Source organism: Klebsiella sp. 10982 (genome assembly GCF_048589245.1).
Lineage (GTDB): Bacteria > Pseudomonadota > Gammaproteobacteria > Enterobacterales > Enterobacteriaceae > Klebsiella > Klebsiella quasivariicola.
Map to the genome: position 1 here is coordinate 69,390 of NZ_JBMAXV010000016.1, position 14,138 is coordinate 83,527.

10 protein-coding genes and 1 riboswitch are annotated in these 14,138 nt (G+C 61.0%); of the genes, 8 read left to right on the forward strand and 2 right to left on the reverse strand.

The window, feature by feature from the left end; all coding sequences use genetic code 11:
* The first annotated feature begins 25 nt into the window (after positions 1-25).
* From sgrR to thiQ, 4 genes are all read left to right on the forward strand, one after another.
* Entirely contained in the window at positions 26-1,681 is a 1,656-nt protein-coding gene (gene sgrR / locus ACKLKD_RS14190; RefSeq protein WP_008807454.1) for an HTH-type transcriptional regulator SgrR, read from the forward strand.
* Positions 1,682-1,718: 37 nt separating this feature from the next.
* Positions 1,719-1,938, forward strand: a riboswitch (TPP riboswitch).
* A 32-nt stretch (positions 1,939-1,970) separates the two neighbouring features.
* Entirely contained in the window at positions 1,971-2,954 is a 984-nt protein-coding gene (gene thiB, locus ACKLKD_RS14195) for a thiamine ABC transporter substrate binding subunit (RefSeq protein ID WP_012968944.1), read from the forward strand.
* Positions 2,930-4,540, forward strand: coding sequence for a thiamine/thiamine pyrophosphate ABC transporter permease ThiP (gene thiP / locus ACKLKD_RS14200; protein WP_012968945.1), 1,611 nt, complete (start codon positions 2,930-2,932; stop codon positions 4,538-4,540). The genes thiB and thiP overlap by 25 nt, the downstream gene beginning before the upstream one ends.
* Positions 4,524-5,225: a thiamine ABC transporter ATP-binding protein ThiQ gene (thiQ, locus tag ACKLKD_RS14205; protein WP_023322058.1), complete on the forward strand. Its 702-nt coding sequence runs from the start codon at positions 4,524-4,526 to the stop codon at positions 5,223-5,225. Before thiP ends, thiQ begins: the two co-directional genes overlap by 17 nt.
* Here thiQ and ACKLKD_RS14210 read toward each other — a convergent pair.
* Entirely contained in the window at positions 5,212-5,979 is a 768-nt protein-coding gene (locus ACKLKD_RS14210) for a DedA family protein (RefSeq protein WP_008807458.1), read from the reverse strand. The genes thiQ and ACKLKD_RS14210 overlap by 14 nt on opposite strands.
* A 128-nt stretch (positions 5,980-6,107) precedes the next feature.
* A complete protein-coding gene (araC, locus tag ACKLKD_RS14215) occupies positions 6,108-6,953 on the reverse strand; it encodes an arabinose operon transcriptional regulator AraC (RefSeq protein ID WP_004204301.1) in 846 nt (281 codons plus the stop codon).
* A gap of 337 nt (positions 6,954-7,290) precedes the next feature.
* On the opposite strand from araC, the gene araB reads away from it, so the two are divergent.
* The 4 genes from araB (at position 7,291) to polB (ending at position 13,999) form a co-directional block, all read left to right on the forward strand.
* Complete coding sequence (araB, locus tag ACKLKD_RS14220) at positions 7,291-9,000, forward strand: ribulokinase (RefSeq protein WP_087805034.1); 1,710 nt, start codon at positions 7,291-7,293, stop codon at positions 8,998-9,000.
* A 10-nt stretch (positions 9,001-9,010) separates the two neighbouring features.
* Positions 9,011-10,513: an L-arabinose isomerase gene (gene araA / locus ACKLKD_RS14225; protein ID WP_025711021.1), complete on the forward strand. Its 1,503-nt coding sequence runs from the start codon at positions 9,011-9,013 to the stop codon at positions 10,511-10,513.
* Between the two features lie 257 nt (positions 10,514-10,770).
* Positions 10,771-11,466 carry an L-ribulose-5-phosphate 4-epimerase gene (gene araD, locus ACKLKD_RS14230; protein ID WP_025711022.1) on the forward strand — a complete coding sequence of 232 codons (696 nt, stop codon included), beginning with the start codon at positions 10,771-10,773 and terminating at the stop codon, positions 11,464-11,466.
* A 175-nt stretch (positions 11,467-11,641) separates the two neighbouring features.
* Positions 11,642-13,999 carry a DNA polymerase II gene (gene polB, locus ACKLKD_RS14235; RefSeq protein ID WP_025711023.1) on the forward strand — a complete coding sequence of 786 codons (2,358 nt, stop codon included), beginning with the start codon at positions 11,642-11,644 and terminating at the stop codon, positions 13,997-13,999.
* Positions 14,000-14,138: the final 139 nt, after the last annotated feature.

Consider the following 14,138-nt stretch of genomic DNA (forward strand, 5'->3'; position numbering starts at 1 on the left):
AGTTTTGCGCAGGAGTTCCCCTTTTATGTCTTCCAGCCGTCTGCAACAACAGTTCATCCGCTTATGGCAGTGCTGCGACGGCAAGTCGCAGGAGACCACTCTTAACGAGCTGGCGGAAATGCTGAGCTGCTCGCGCCGCCATATGCGCACCTTGCTCAATATGATGGAGTCCCGCGGCTGGCTGGCCTGGGAGGCGGAAGCAGGCCGCGGCAAGCGTTCGCGGTTGACCTTTCTCTATACCGGTCTCGCCCTGCAGCAGCAGCGTGCCGAGGATCTCCTCGAGCAGGATCGCATCGATCAGCTGGTGCAGCTGGTCGGCGATAAGGCCGCCGTCCGCCAGATGCTGATCTCTCATCTTGGCCGCAGCTTTCGCCAGGGACGCCATATCCTGCGCGTGCTCTACTATCGTCCGATGAAGAATTTACTGCCCGGCAGTGCGCTGCGGCGTTCGGAAACGCATATTGCCCGGCAAATTTTCAGCGCCCTGACGCGGGTAAATGAGGAAAATGGGGAACTGGAAGCCGATATTGCCCACCATTGGCAGCAGCTGACCCCCACCCACTGGCGCTTTTTCCTCCGCCCGGGCATCCATTTTCACCACGGCCGTGAGCTGGAGATGGCGGATGTGATCGCCTCTCTGCAGCGCAGCAATGCCCTGCCGCTCTATTCACATATCGAACGCATCGAATCGCCCACCGCCTGGACCCTGGATATTCATCTGCGCCAGCCCGACCGCTGGCTGCCCTGGCTGCTGGGCCAGGTGCCGGCGATGGTGCTGCCGCAGGAGTGGCAGACCATGAACCACTTTTCCTCCATGCCGGTCGGCACCGGCCCTTATGCTGTGGTGCGTAACAATCAGAACCAGCTCAAGATCCATGCCTTTGAAGACTATTTTGGCTACCGGGCGCTGATCGATGAGGTGAACGTCTGGGTGCTGCCGGAAATTAGTGAAGAGCCCAATGGCGGCCTGACGCTGCAGGGCAATACCGAAAGCGAAAAAGCGGTGGAGAGTCGCCTGGAAGAGGGCTGCTATTACCTGCTGTTCGACTCGCGAAGCCCGCTGGGGGCCAACGACGCGGTGCGTCGCTGGTTAAGCTATCTGTTTCAGCCCGCCAACCTGCTCTACCATGCGGGCGAACACTACCAGGGCAACTGGTTTCCCGCCTACGGCCTGCTGCCGCGCTGGCATCACGCCAGCAACCACGCCTGCGAGAAGCCGGCGGGGCTGGAGACCGTCACCCTCACCTATTACCGCGATCACGTCGAACATCGGGTGATCGGCGGGATTATGCGCGACCTGCTGGCAGCGCATCAGGTAAAACTGGAGATCCAGGAGCTGGAGTATGATGCCTGGCATCGCGGCGAGGTGGTCAGCGATATCTGGCTTAACAGCGTTAACTTCACCTTACCGATCGAATTCTCACTCTTCGCCTATCTGTACGAAGTCCCGCTCATTCAGCGCTGCATCCCCATTGACTGGCAGGCAGACGCCTGCCGCTGGCGCGCGGGAGAGTTTAATCCGGCCACCTGGAGCCAGCGGCTGCTGGCCGGGCAACATATCGTGCCGCTGATCCACCACTGGCTGATGATTCAGGGGCAGCGCAGTATGCGCGGCGTACGGATGAACACCCTCGGCTGGTTCGACTTTAAATCCGCGTGGTTTGCGCCGCCGGAGCCGTAAGCGCTTTCCGTCATCTGACAAAATCATTACACTAAGGCCGTTCTCAACGGGGTGCTAATAAACATACGCAATATCATTCACGTTGCATCAAGGCAGCAAGCGGGTGAATCCCCTGGAGCATAGATAACTATGTGACTGGGGTGAACGCGCGAAGCTAACGCAGATGCGGCTTGAAGGATGAAGCGTATGGGCTGAGAAAATACCCGTCGAACCTGATCCGGATAACGCCGGCGAAGGGATTTGAGGCTCACTCAAAATCCTTTGCCACCCCTTTTTTCTGAGGTGCAAAGTGTTGAAAAAATTACTCCCGCTGCTGGCGCTGGTCGCCATGCCCGCTCTGGCTAAGCCTGTCCTCACCGTCTATACCTATGACTCCTTCTCTGCCGACTGGGGCCCCGGCCCGGCGGTCAAAAAAGCCTTTGAAGCGGACTGCGGCTGCGAACTGAAGTTCGTCGCCCTGGAAGATGGCGTTTCGCTACTGAATCGCCTGCGCATGGAAGGCAAGAACAGCAAGGCCGACATCGTGCTTGGCCTGGATAACAACCTGCTGGAAGCCGCGGCGCAGAGTAAACTGTTCGCCAAAAGCCACGTACCTGCCAGCGCGGTCAGCGTGCCAGGCGGATGGGATAATGACACCTTTGTCCCCTACGATTACGGCTATTTCGCCTTCGTCTATGACAAAAATAAACTGGCTAACCCGCCGAAAAGCCTGAAAGAGCTGGTTGAGAGCCCGCAGAAATGGCGCGTCATCTACGAAGATCCCCGCACCAGTACCCCGGGGCTGGGCCTGCTGCTGTGGATGCAAAAGGTCTATGGCGATAAAGCACCCGAGGCCTGGCAGAAGCTGGCGGCGAAAACGGTCACCGTCACCAAGGGCTGGAGTGAAGCCTACGGTCTGTTCCTGAAAGGGGAAAGCGACCTGGTCTTAAGCTACACCACCTCGCCGGCTTACCACATTATTGAAGAGAAGAAAGACAACTATGCGGCGGCGAGCTTCGCCGAAGGCCATTATCTGCAGGTCGAAGTTGCCGCGCGTACCGCCGCCAGCAAGCAGCCGGCACTGGCGGAGAAGTTCCTCAAATTTATGGTCTCGCCTGGCTTCCAGAACGCCATCCCCACCGGGAACTGGATGTATCCGGTGACTCAGGTCGCGCTGCCGGCCGGGTTTGATACCCTGGTGAAGCCGCAGACCACCCTGGCGTTTACCCCGCAGCAGGTCGCCAGCGAGCGTCAGACCTGGATTAGCGCATGGCAACGCGCCGTCAGCCGCTAAACCTTCGCGGGCTATTGCCGGGCCTTTTTGCCGCCACCCTGCTCTGCGCCGTCGCGCTGGCGGCGTTTCTGGCGCTGTGGTTTAGCGCCCCCGGCGCGGGCTGGCAATCGGTCTTCAGCGATAGCTACCTGTGGCACGTGGTGCGCTTCTCCTTCTGGCAGGCGTCGCTGTCAGCGCTGTTCTCGGTGGTGCCGGCCATCTTTCTCGCCCGCGCCCTTTACCGGCGTCGCTTCCCGGGCCGCACACTGCTGCTGCGCCTGTGCGCGATGACCCTGATCCTGCCGGTGCTGGTGGCGGTGTTCGGCATCCTCAGCGTCTATGGCCGCCAGGGCTGGCTGGCCTCGCTGTTTCACGCGCTCGGCTGGCAGTGGGATTTCTCGCCCTACGGTCTGCAGGGCATCCTGCTGGCGCACGTCTTTTTCAATATGCCGATGGCCACCCGCCTGCTGCTGCAGGCGCTGGAGAGTATCCCTGGTGAACAGCGGCAAATTGCCGCCCAGCTTGGCATGCGCGGCTATGCCTTCTTCCGTCTCGTCGAATGGCCGTGGATGCGCCGGCACATTCCCGCCGTCGCTGCGCTGATTTTTATGCTCTGCTTCGCCAGCTTCGCCACCGTGCTGTCGCTGGGCGGCGGCCCGAAGGCCACCACGATTGAGCTGGCTATCTACCAGGCGCTGAGCTTTGACTACGATCCGGCGCGAGCGGCAATGCTGGCGCTGATCCAGATGCTTTGCTGCCTCGCGCTGGTGCTGCTCAGCCAGCGCCTCAGTAAAGCGGTGGCTATCGGCGTCAGCCATGTCCGCGGCTGGCGCGACCCTGACGATCGTCTGCACAGCCGCCTGAGCGACGGACTCTTGATCGGCGCCGCCCTGCTGCTGCTGCTCCCGCCTCTGCTGGCGGTCATCGTCGACGGGATCAACCGCAACATGCTGAACGTGCTGGCGCAGCCGGCGCTCTGGCAGGCATTGAGTACCTCTCTGCGCATCGCCATCGCCGCCGGGCTGTTGAGCGTAACCCTGACGATGATGCTGCTGTGGAGCAGCCGGGAGCTGCGCGCCCGCCAGCGGCCGCTGGCCGGGCAGGCGATGGAGCTGAGCGGCATGTTAATCCTTGCCATGCCGGGGATTGTGCTGGCCACTGGCTTTTTTCTGCTGCTCAGTAACAGCGTCGGACTGCCGGAGTCCGCCGACGGCATCGTCATCTTCACCAATGCCCTGATGGCGATCCCCTACGCGCTCAAAGTGCTGGAAAACCCGATGCGCGACGTGACCGCTCGCTACAGTATGCTGTGCCAGTCGTTGGGGATTGAAGGCTTCACGCGGCTGCGGGTGGTTGAGCTTCGCGCCCTCCGGCGCCCGCTGGCCCAGGCGCTCGCCTTTGCCTGCGTGCTGTCGATTGGTGACTTCGGCGTGGTGGCCCTGTTCGGCAACGAGGCGTTCCGCACCCTGCCTTTCTATCTCTACCAGCAGATAGGCGCCTACCGCAGCCAGGACGGGGCCGTCACCGCCCTACTCCTGCTGCTGCTCTGTTTCTTATTATTTACGCTGATTGAAAAACTTCCGGGGCGTGATGCTAAAACTCAATGATGTGACCTGGCTGTACCAGCATCTGCCGATGCGTTTTACCCTCGACGTCGCGCGCGGCGAGCGTATCGCGGTGCTCGGCCCCAGCGGCGCCGGAAAGAGCACCCTGCTGAATCTGATCGCCGGTTTTCTACCGCCCGCCAGCGGCAGCCTGCGGATCAATGGCGAGGCGCATAACGCGACGCCGCCGGCGCAGCGTCCGGTCTCGATGCTGTTCCAGGAGAATAACCTGTTTAACCATCTCACGGTTCGGCAGAATATCAGCCTCGGGATCCACCCGGGCCTGAAACTGAGCCGCGAGCAGCAGGCGCAGGTGGCGGCGATGGCCGGACAGATGGGAATTGATGCGCTGCTGGAACGCCTGCCGGGCGAGCTTTCCGGCGGTCAGCGGCAGCGCGCGGCGCTGGCCCGCTGTCTGGTGCGCCAGCAGCCGGTGCTGTTACTGGATGAACCCTTCTCAGCGCTTGACCCGGCGCTGCGTCAGGAGATGCTGTCCCTGGTCGCCGATGTCTGCGAGCAGCAGCAGCTCACTCTGCTGATGGTCTCCCACAGCGTGGAAGATGCCGCGCGCATCGCGCCGCGCTCGATAGTGGTCGCCGAAGGGCGGATTGTCTGGGATGGCGCCACCGCCGAGCTGTTAAGCGGCAACAGCAGCGCCTCGCATCTGATGGGCATCAGCGCGCAATAACCTTGTGCAGGATCGCCAGATAGACCGGCATCAGCGGATGGCGGCAGACCAGAGTCAGCGCCGTCGCGGCGACCACCACCATCAGCGGTGACAGCCACAGTAGTCGGCCGCGCGGCAGCCAGCGGGTCAGGCGATCGCCTGAGGTTTTCGCGCTCCGCCACAGCCGCCAGCACAGCCACCCTGCCAGCCAGGCCAGCAGCGCCGCCCCCAACAGCAGCCATTTAAAGCTGGCGCTGTTTTCATCGGCCGGAATATCAATCGCCGCCCCGGCGAGAATGCCGGGCAGGAAATAGAGCGGCGGCCAGAGCAGGCAGCCGATAATATTCGGTAGCACAAACTTCGCCACCGGCAGATCGAGCATCCCGGCGACCATCGGCACCAGCGGTCGCGTCGGCCCAACAAAGCGGCCGATCAGAATGGTGATCATGCTGTGCTGATGCAACGCATGCTCGGTCTTCTCCAACAGGGCACGGTTTTTCTTCATAAACGACCAGCGGTGCAGCGGCTTTTTAAAGCGCCAGCCGAGCCAGAATGAGATCCAGTCGCCCAGCAGACAGCCGACAATCCCCGCCAGCCACGCCTGCCAGAAGTTAACCTCACCGCTGCCGATAAGCGCCCCAAGGCCGGCCATCATCACCGTTCCGGGTAAGATAAGCCCCACCAGCGCCAGCGACTCGAGAAAGGCCACCAGCATCACGGCTAACAACGAGTAGACCGTGGATTGGGTGATAAAGTGTTCCAGCAATGCTTGCATAATGTACCCGGTTAAAAAACGAAGCCCGGATTCTCCGGAGCCATCGCGCCCTCGTCAAGCCACCAATTGTCTTAATAGTTTACTGGCTGTGACATTTAAGCGGGTCATCATTTCACTTTCTTTACTTTTTATTCACATCCTGCGCGGAATTCGCTCGGGCTGGCGCCGGTGCATTTTTTGAATACGCGCGAAAAATAGAGCTGATCTTCAAAGCCGACGTTGCGTCCGACGGTGGCGATCGGCATCCGCGTGGTACTCAACAGCAGTTTGGCCTGGCTGATACGCTGGTCTTCCCGCCAGCCGAGCACGCTGATCCCCAGCTGCTGGCGGAACAGGTGCGACAGACGCGAAGGCGACAGGCAGACATGCTGGGCGACGCTGGCAATATCAAAATGGCTGTCCGCCAGATGGTCGCTGATGTACTGGCAGGCGTCGCGTACCCGGTTATCCAGCGGCGGATGCAGCGATTCGTTGATCGCCTCCATGCGCCGCAGCAGCAGCTGCTCCAGCAGATTAATCGCCAGCAGCTCGGAATAGCGCCCCGCCCCCTGCCCGGCATCGACGATCTGGCCGAACAGCTCGCCAAAGCGCGCCTGCCACTGTTCATCCGGGCGGAAAAAGCCGGTCTGGGCAAAAATCGTCGGCCAGTTGAGCCACTCGTGCCAGTAGGCGCGCGGCCGGAAGTAGACCCACTGGTGATACCACTCGCTGGCGTCCGGATGGCGGCCATAGTGGTGGATCTCCCCCGGCGGGAACAGCAGCATATCGCCTGGCCGGCAAACGAACTGCTCGCCGTGGTTATTGATAACACCCTCGCCGCGAATGGTCAGATTGAGGATATAGCCTTTCATGCCCAGCGGGCGGTCGATAAAGAAATCCAGGTATCCCTGCGCCTCGATCGGCGTAAGGCCGGTGACCAGATGGGCGTTAAAAGAGTAGCCTGGCAGCAGCGGATCGTTTTGCGTTTCGGCCATACGCGTCGTTCTCCCCGAAGGTATTATTGACACCAATTGTCCATATTCATGATTTTATCGCTATCCGCCCTGTCACGACTGCGACGGCGGTGGGAATTTCGCTAAAAACCCGCACAGTAAGCGAAAAAAGCGCCAGCAGCGTGCATTCCACCCTGACATGCCGGGTAACAAAAGTGTCTATAAATACGGCAGGAAAGTCCACATCGAATATTTGCACGGCGTCACACTTTGCGAGGTGACAGCAAAATAATCCATAAGATTAGCGAATACGGCCTGACGGATTTTGCCGGGGGTATCTACTGTTGCTGCATGAATGATTTCTGCATGGAGTAACAAGATGGCAATTGCGATTGGCCTCGACTTTGGTAGTGACTCAGTCCGCGCCCTGGCGGTGGAATGTGCGTCCGGCGCAGAACTGGCGGCAAGCGTGGAGTGGTATCCGCGCTGGCGGGAGGGACAGTATTGCGATGGCGCTAACAACCGGTTCCGCCACCACCCGCGAGATTACATCGAATCCATGGAAGCGGCGCTGAAAAGCGTACTGGCCTCCCTGAGCGCCGAACAGCGCGCTGACGTCGTGGGCATTGGCGTCGACAGCACCGGCTCAACCCCGGCTCCCGTCGATGCCGAGGGCAACGTGCTGGCGCTGCGCGAAGAATTCGCTGACAACCCTAACGCCATGTTTGTCCTGTGGAAAGATCACACCGCGGTCGAGGAAGCCGAGGCGATCACCCGCCTGTGTCACCAGCCGGGCAAAGAGGATTATTCCCGCTATATCGGCGGGATCTACTCCAGCGAATGGTTCTGGGCCAAAATTCTCCACGTCACCCGCGAAGATAGCGCCGTCGCCGAGGCAGCCGCCTCGTGGGTGGAGCTTTGCGACTGGGTGCCCGCCCTGCTCTCTGGCACCACCCGTCCGCAGGATCTGCGCCGCGGCCGCTGCAGCGCCGGACATAAATCGCTGTGGCACGAAAGCTGGGGCGGTCTGCCGCCGGCCAGCTTCTTCGATGAGCTTGATCCCATCATTAACCAGCATCTGGCCTGGCCGCTGTTCACCGATACCTGGACGGCCGATGTGCCGGTCGGCACGCTGAGCGCAGAGTGGGCCGAGCGTCTGGGTCTGTCGCAGACTGTGACCATCTCCGGCGGCGCCTTCGACTGTCATATGGGCGCCGTTGGCGCCGGGGCACAGCCTAACGCGCTGGTGAAAGTCATCGGCACCTCCACCTGCGACATCCTGATTGCCGATAAAGAAAGCGTCGGCGACCGCACGGTGAAAGGCATTTGCGGCCAGGTCGACGGCAGCGTGGTCCCACACTTTATCGGCATGGAGGCAGGCCAGTCCGCCTTCGGCGATATTTACGCCTGGTTTGGCCGCATCCTCGGCTGGCCGCTGGCGCAGCTCGCCCGGCAGCATCCCGAACTCAGCGAGCAGATCAAAGTCAGCCAGCAGCAGCTTCTGCCGGCCCTCACCGAAGCCTGGGCCAATAATCCGTCGCTGGAACATCTGCCGGTGGTACTCGACTGGTTCAACGGCCGCCGCACGCCGAATGCCAATCAGCGTCTGAAAGGGGTGATCACCGACCTTAACCTGGCCACCGATGCCCCCGCGCTGTTCGGCGGGCTGATCGCCGCTACCGCCTTCGGCGCCCGCGCCATTATGGAGTGCTTCACCGAGCAGGGGATCCCGGTTAACAACGTGATGGCCCTCGGCGGTATCGCGCGGAAAAATCAGGTCATCATGCAGGCCTGCTGCGACGTGCTGAACCGTCCGCTGCAAATTGTCGCCTCCGATCAGTGCTGTGCGCTGGGAGCGGCTATCTTCGCCGCCGTCGCCGCCGGCGTCTATGACGATATTCCCGCCGCCCAGCAGCGGATGGCAAGCCAGGTGGAAACCACCCTGCAGCCACGCCCGGCGCAGGCACAACGTTTCGAACAACTCTATCAGCGCTACCAGCAGTGGTCGGTCAGCGCTGAACAACACTATCTCCCTTCGGCTGCAAAGGCGGAAAAAGCCCCGCAATCTCAGGCAGCGCTCACCCATTAAGGATACGAAAATGACGATTTTTGATAACTATGAAGTATGGTTCGTTATTGGCAGCCAACATCTGTACGGCCCGGAAGCCCTGCGCCAGGTGACGAAGCATGCCGAACATGTGGTGAACAGCCTGAATGCGGAAGCCAAACTGCCGTGCAAACTGGTTCTCAAGCCGCTGGGCACCACGCCGGACGAGATCACCCATATCTGCCGCGACGCCAACTACGATGACAAATGCGCCGGGTTAGTGGTCTGGCTGCATACCTTCTCGCCGGCAAAAATGTGGATCAACGGCCTGACTATCCTCAATAAGCCGCTGCTGCAGTTCCATACCCAGTACAACGCCGCACTGCCGTGGGACAGCATCGATATGGACTTTATGAACCTGAACCAGACCGCGCACGGCGGCCGCGAGTTCGGCTTCATCGGCGCCCGTATGCGCCAGCAGCACAGCGTGGTGACCGGTCACTGGCAGGATAAAGAAGCCCACCAGCGTATCGGCGGCTGGATGCGCCAGGCGGTCTCCAAACAGGACACCCGTCAGCTGAAAGTGTGCCGTTTCGGCGATAATATGCGCGAAGTGGCGGTGACCGACGGCGATAAAGTCGCCGCGCAGATCAAATTTGGCTTCTCGGTGAACACCTGGGCGGTCGGCGATCTGGTGCAGGTGGTCAACAGCATCAGCGACGGCGATATCAGCGCCCTGGTCGATGAATATGAGAGCAGCTACCGTCTGACCCCGGCGGCGCAGGTTCACGGCGACAAGCGCCAGAACGTGCTGGACGCCGCGCGCATTGAGCTGGGGATGAAACGCTTCCTTGAACAAGGTGGTTTCCACGCCTTTACCACCACCTTTGAAGATCTCCACGGCCTGAAACAGCTTCCGGGTCTCGCCGTGCAGCGCCTGATGCAGCAGGGCTACGGCTTTGCCGGCGAAGGCGACTGGAAAACCGCCGCTCTGCTTCGCATCATGAAGGTGATGTCAACCGGTCTGCAGGGCGGCACCTCCTTTATGGAGGATTACACCTACCACTTCGACAACGGCAACGATCTGGTGCTCGGTTCGCATATGCTGGAAGTGTGCCCGACGATCGCTACCGCTGAGAAACCGATCCTCGACGTCCAGCCGCTGGGTATCGGCGGCAAAGCGGATCCGGCGCGTTTGATCTTCAATACCCAGACCGGCCCGGCGATTGTCGCCAGCCTGATCGATCTGGGAGATCGCTTCCGTCTGCTGGTCAATACCATTGAAACCGTCCCGACGCCGCACGATCTGCCGAAGCTGCCGGTGGCCAACGCTCTGTGGAAAGCGCAGCCGGATCTGCGTACCGCTTCGGAAGCCTGGATCATCGCCGGTGGCGCGCACCATACCGTCTTCAGCCATGCGCTGAACCTCGACGATATGCGCCAGTTCGCCGAGCTGCACAATATCGAGCTGACGGTCATCGACAACGATACCCGTCTGCCGTCCTTCAAGGACGCGCTGCGCTGGAATGAAGTGTATTACGGTTCAAAACGCTAAGAGGCCGTCCCTCACCCTAACCCTCTCCCCAGAGGGGAGAGGGAACCGACCGGCGCGGTGTCAACTTTCTCCCTCTCCCTTTGGGAGAGGGTCGGGATGAGGGGAACCGACCCGGCGCGGTGTCATCTTTCCCCTCCCCCTTTGGAAGAGGGTCGGGATGAGGGGAACCGACCGGCGCGGTGTCAACTTTCTCCCTCTCCCTTTGGGAGAGGGTCGGGGTGAGGGATACCCGACTCGCCTGCTATTCGGAGCACACTATGTTAGAAGATCTTAAACGCCAGGTCCTCGAAGCTAACCTGGCCCTGCCAAAGCATAATCTGGTGACCTTAACCTGGGGCAACGTCAGCGCCGTCGACAGCGATCAGGGCGTGCTGATTATCAAGCCTTCCGGCATGGATTACAGCGTGATGACCGCCGACGATATGGTGGTGGTCAGCCTGGAGACCGGCGAGGTGGTGGAAGGCAATAAAAAGCCCTCGTCGGATACCCCAACCCATCGTCTGCTGTATCAGGCCTTCCCGACGCTGGGCGGCATTGTGCATACCCACTCCCGCCACGCCACCATCTGGGCGCAGGCCGGGCAATCTATTCCGGCGACCGGCACCACCCATGCCGACTATTTTTATGGTCCGGTCCCCTGCACCCGATTGATGACCGATGCGGAGATCAACGGCGAATACGAGTGGGAAACCGGCAATGTGATTGTCGAAACCTTCCGCCAGCAGGGCATAGACCCGGCGCAAATGCCCGGCGTGCTGGTGCATTCCCACGGCCCGTTCGCCTGGGGCAAGAACGCCGAAGACGCGGTACATAACGCCATCGTGCTGGAAGAGATCGCCTATATGGGCATATTCTGCCGCCAGCTGGCGCCACAGCTGCCGGCTATGCAGCAGACGCTGCTCGATAAGCACTATCTGCGTAAGCACGGGGCCAAAGCCTACTACGGCCAGTAATCACCCTGCTCGCGCTGCGCTTAGCAGGGCTTCGGCTCTGCACCGTCTGGTAGCCCGGATAAGGCGCAAGCCGCAATCCGGGTCAACTTTAGCGCCGAATGCCTGTATAAAACCCCAGCACCCATCATGAAACCAGGCTATAATCAGGCCTGGTTTTTTATCATTGAGAGCACCCGTGACCCAGCCGCGAGCAGGTTTTTTACTCACCCGTCACTGGCGGGACACCCCGCAGGGCACCGAGCTGTCCTTCTGGCTGGCCACCGACGATGGCCCGCTGCAGGTCACCCTCCCGCCGCAGGAGTCCGTCGCCTTTATCCCCGAAGCGCAGCGGGCGCAGGCTGAGCGACTGCTGCAGGGTGAGAAAGGGCTCCGCTTCGCCCCGCTGGCCCTGAAAGATTTCCACCGTCAGCCGCTTGTCGGCCTCTACTGCCGTGCCCATCGTCAATTGATGCGTCTGGAGAAGATGCTCCGCGACAGCGGCGTCACCGTCTACGAAGGCGATATCCGCCCGCCGGAGCGCTACCTGATGGAGCGCTTTATCACCGCCCCGGTGTGGGTGGAAGGCGAAACGCGCGGCTCGCAGCTGGTCAACGCGCGCATGAAACCGCATCCTGACTATCGCCCGCCGCTGAAATGGGTCTCGCTGGATATCGAAACCAGCCGTCACGGCGAGCTGTACTGCATCGGCCTGGAAGGCTGCGGCCAGCGGGTGGTCTACATGCTGGGGCCCGAGCCCGAATCTCCCCCGGCTGTCGGTTTCGAGCTGGTCTACGTCGCCAGCCGCCCGCTGCTACTGGAAAAGCTCAACGCCTGGTTTGCTGAACACGATCCCGACGTGCTGATCGGCTGGAACGTGGTGCAGTTCGATCTGCGGGTCCTGCAAAAGCATGCCGAACGCTATCGTATCCCGCTGCGGCTCGGCCGCGGCAACAGCGAGCTGGAGTGGCGCGAGCACGGTTTTAAGAACGGTGTCTTCTTCGCCCAGGCCAACGGCCGGCTGATTATTGACGGCATCGACGCGCTGAAATCGGCGTTCTGGAATTTCTCCTCCTTTTCTCTGGAGGCGGTGGCCCGCGAGCTGCTGGGCGAAGGCAAAGCCATCGACAACCCGTGGGATCGGATGGACGAGATCGATCGCCGCTTCCATGAAGACAAACCGGCGCTGGCGACCTATAACCTGCAGGACTGCGAGCTGGTGACGCGGATCTTCCACAAAACGGAGATTATGCCGTTTTTGCTCGAGCGGGCGACGGTCAACGGCCTGCCCGCCGACCGCCACGGCGGCTCGGTCGCCGCCTTCAGCCATCTCTACTTCCCGCGCATGCACCGCCTGGGCTACGTGGCGCCAAACCTCGGCGACGTACCGCCGCAGGCCAGCCCTGGCGGCTATGTGATGGACTCCCGCCCCGGCCTGTATGACTCGGTGCTGGTGCTGGACTACAAGAGCCTGTATCCGTCGATCATTCGCACCTTTTTAATCGATCCGGTCGGTCTGGTGGAGGGCCTGGCGCAGCCCGATGACCAGCACAGTATCGAAGGCTTCCTCGGCGCCCGCTTCTCGCGCGATAAACATTGCCTGCCAGACATTGTCAGCCAGATCTGGCACGGCCGGGATGAAGCCAAGCGCCAGCACAATAAGCCGCTCTCCCAGGCGCTGAAGATCATCATGAACGCTTTCTACGGCGTGCTGGGCACCAGCGCCTGCCGCTTCTTCGACCCACGTCTTGCCTCGTCGATCACCATGCGCGGCCACGCAATTATGCGCCAGACCAAAGCGTTGATTGAAGCCCAGGGCTATGACGTTATCTACGGCGATACCGACTCCACCTTCGTCTGGCTTAAGCGCCCGCACAGCGAAGCGCAGGCGGCGGAGATCGGCCGGGCGCTGGTGAACGACGTCAACGCCTGGTGGGCGCAGGAGCTGGGCAAAAGCCAGCTCACCAGCGCCCTGGAGCTGGAGTATGAAACCCACTTCTGCCGCTTTTTAATGCCGACGATCCGCGGCGCCGATACCGGCAGCAAGAAACGCTATGCCGGGATGATTCAGGAGGGCGATACCCAGCGCATGGTGTTCAAGGGGCTGGAGACGGTACGCACCGACTGGACGCCGCTGGCCCAGCAGTTTCAGCAGGCGCTGTACCTGCGTATCTTCCGCAACCAGCCGTATCAGGATTATATTCGCGACACCCTCGCCCGGCTGATGAACGGCGAGCTCGACGAACAGCTGGTTTACCGCAAACGCCTGCGCCGCCCGCTGGCCGAGTATCAACGTAACGTACCGCCGCACGTGCGCGCCGCGCGGCTTGCCGATGAGCAAAATCTGAAGCGTGGGCGGGCGCAACAGTATCAGCAGCGCGGCACCATCAAATACGTCTGGACCACCAGCGGCCCGGAGCCGGTGGATTACCAGCAGTCGCCGCTCGATTACGATCACTATTTAACAAAGCAGTTGCAGCCAGTGGCGGAAGGGATCCTGCCCTTCGTCAACGATGACTTTGCTACAATAGTGACAGGACAGCTGGGGCTATTTTGATTTTTTGTCACCCATTCCGCGGGCACGAAAGCCTAAAAATGAAGCGTGAGGAGGACGTGACGAACGTTCTGCCATCCAGTAATATAGCGCCCTTTCCATTCCTGGCCCCAATTTTGACGCATCTCCGATTGTTCATGGA

Excerpts from the sequence above, each read along its gene's own strand:
- araA (WP_025711021.1), top strand. The coding sequence starts at position 9,011 with ATGACGATTTTTGATAACTATGAAGTATGGTTCGTTATTGGCAGCCAA.
- ACKLKD_RS14210 (WP_008807458.1), bottom strand. The coding sequence starts at position 5,979 with ATGCAAGCATTGCTGGAACACTTTATCACCCAATCCACGGTCTACTCG.
- thiP (WP_012968945.1), top strand. The coding sequence starts at position 2,930 with ATGGCAACGCGCCGTCAGCCGCTAAACCTTCGCGGGCTATTGCCGGGC.
- araC (WP_004204301.1), bottom strand. The coding sequence starts at position 6,953 with ATGGCCGAAACGCAAAACGATCCGCTGCTGCCAGGCTACTCTTTTAAC.
- araD (WP_025711022.1), top strand. The coding sequence starts at position 10,771 with ATGTTAGAAGATCTTAAACGCCAGGTCCTCGAAGCTAACCTGGCCCTG.
- sgrR (WP_008807454.1), top strand. The coding sequence starts at position 26 with ATGTCTTCCAGCCGTCTGCAACAACAGTTCATCCGCTTATGGCAGTGC.
- araB (WP_087805034.1), top strand. The coding sequence starts at position 7,291 with ATGGCAATTGCGATTGGCCTCGACTTTGGTAGTGACTCAGTCCGCGCC.
- thiQ (WP_023322058.1), top strand. The coding sequence starts at position 4,524 with ATGCTAAAACTCAATGATGTGACCTGGCTGTACCAGCATCTGCCGATG.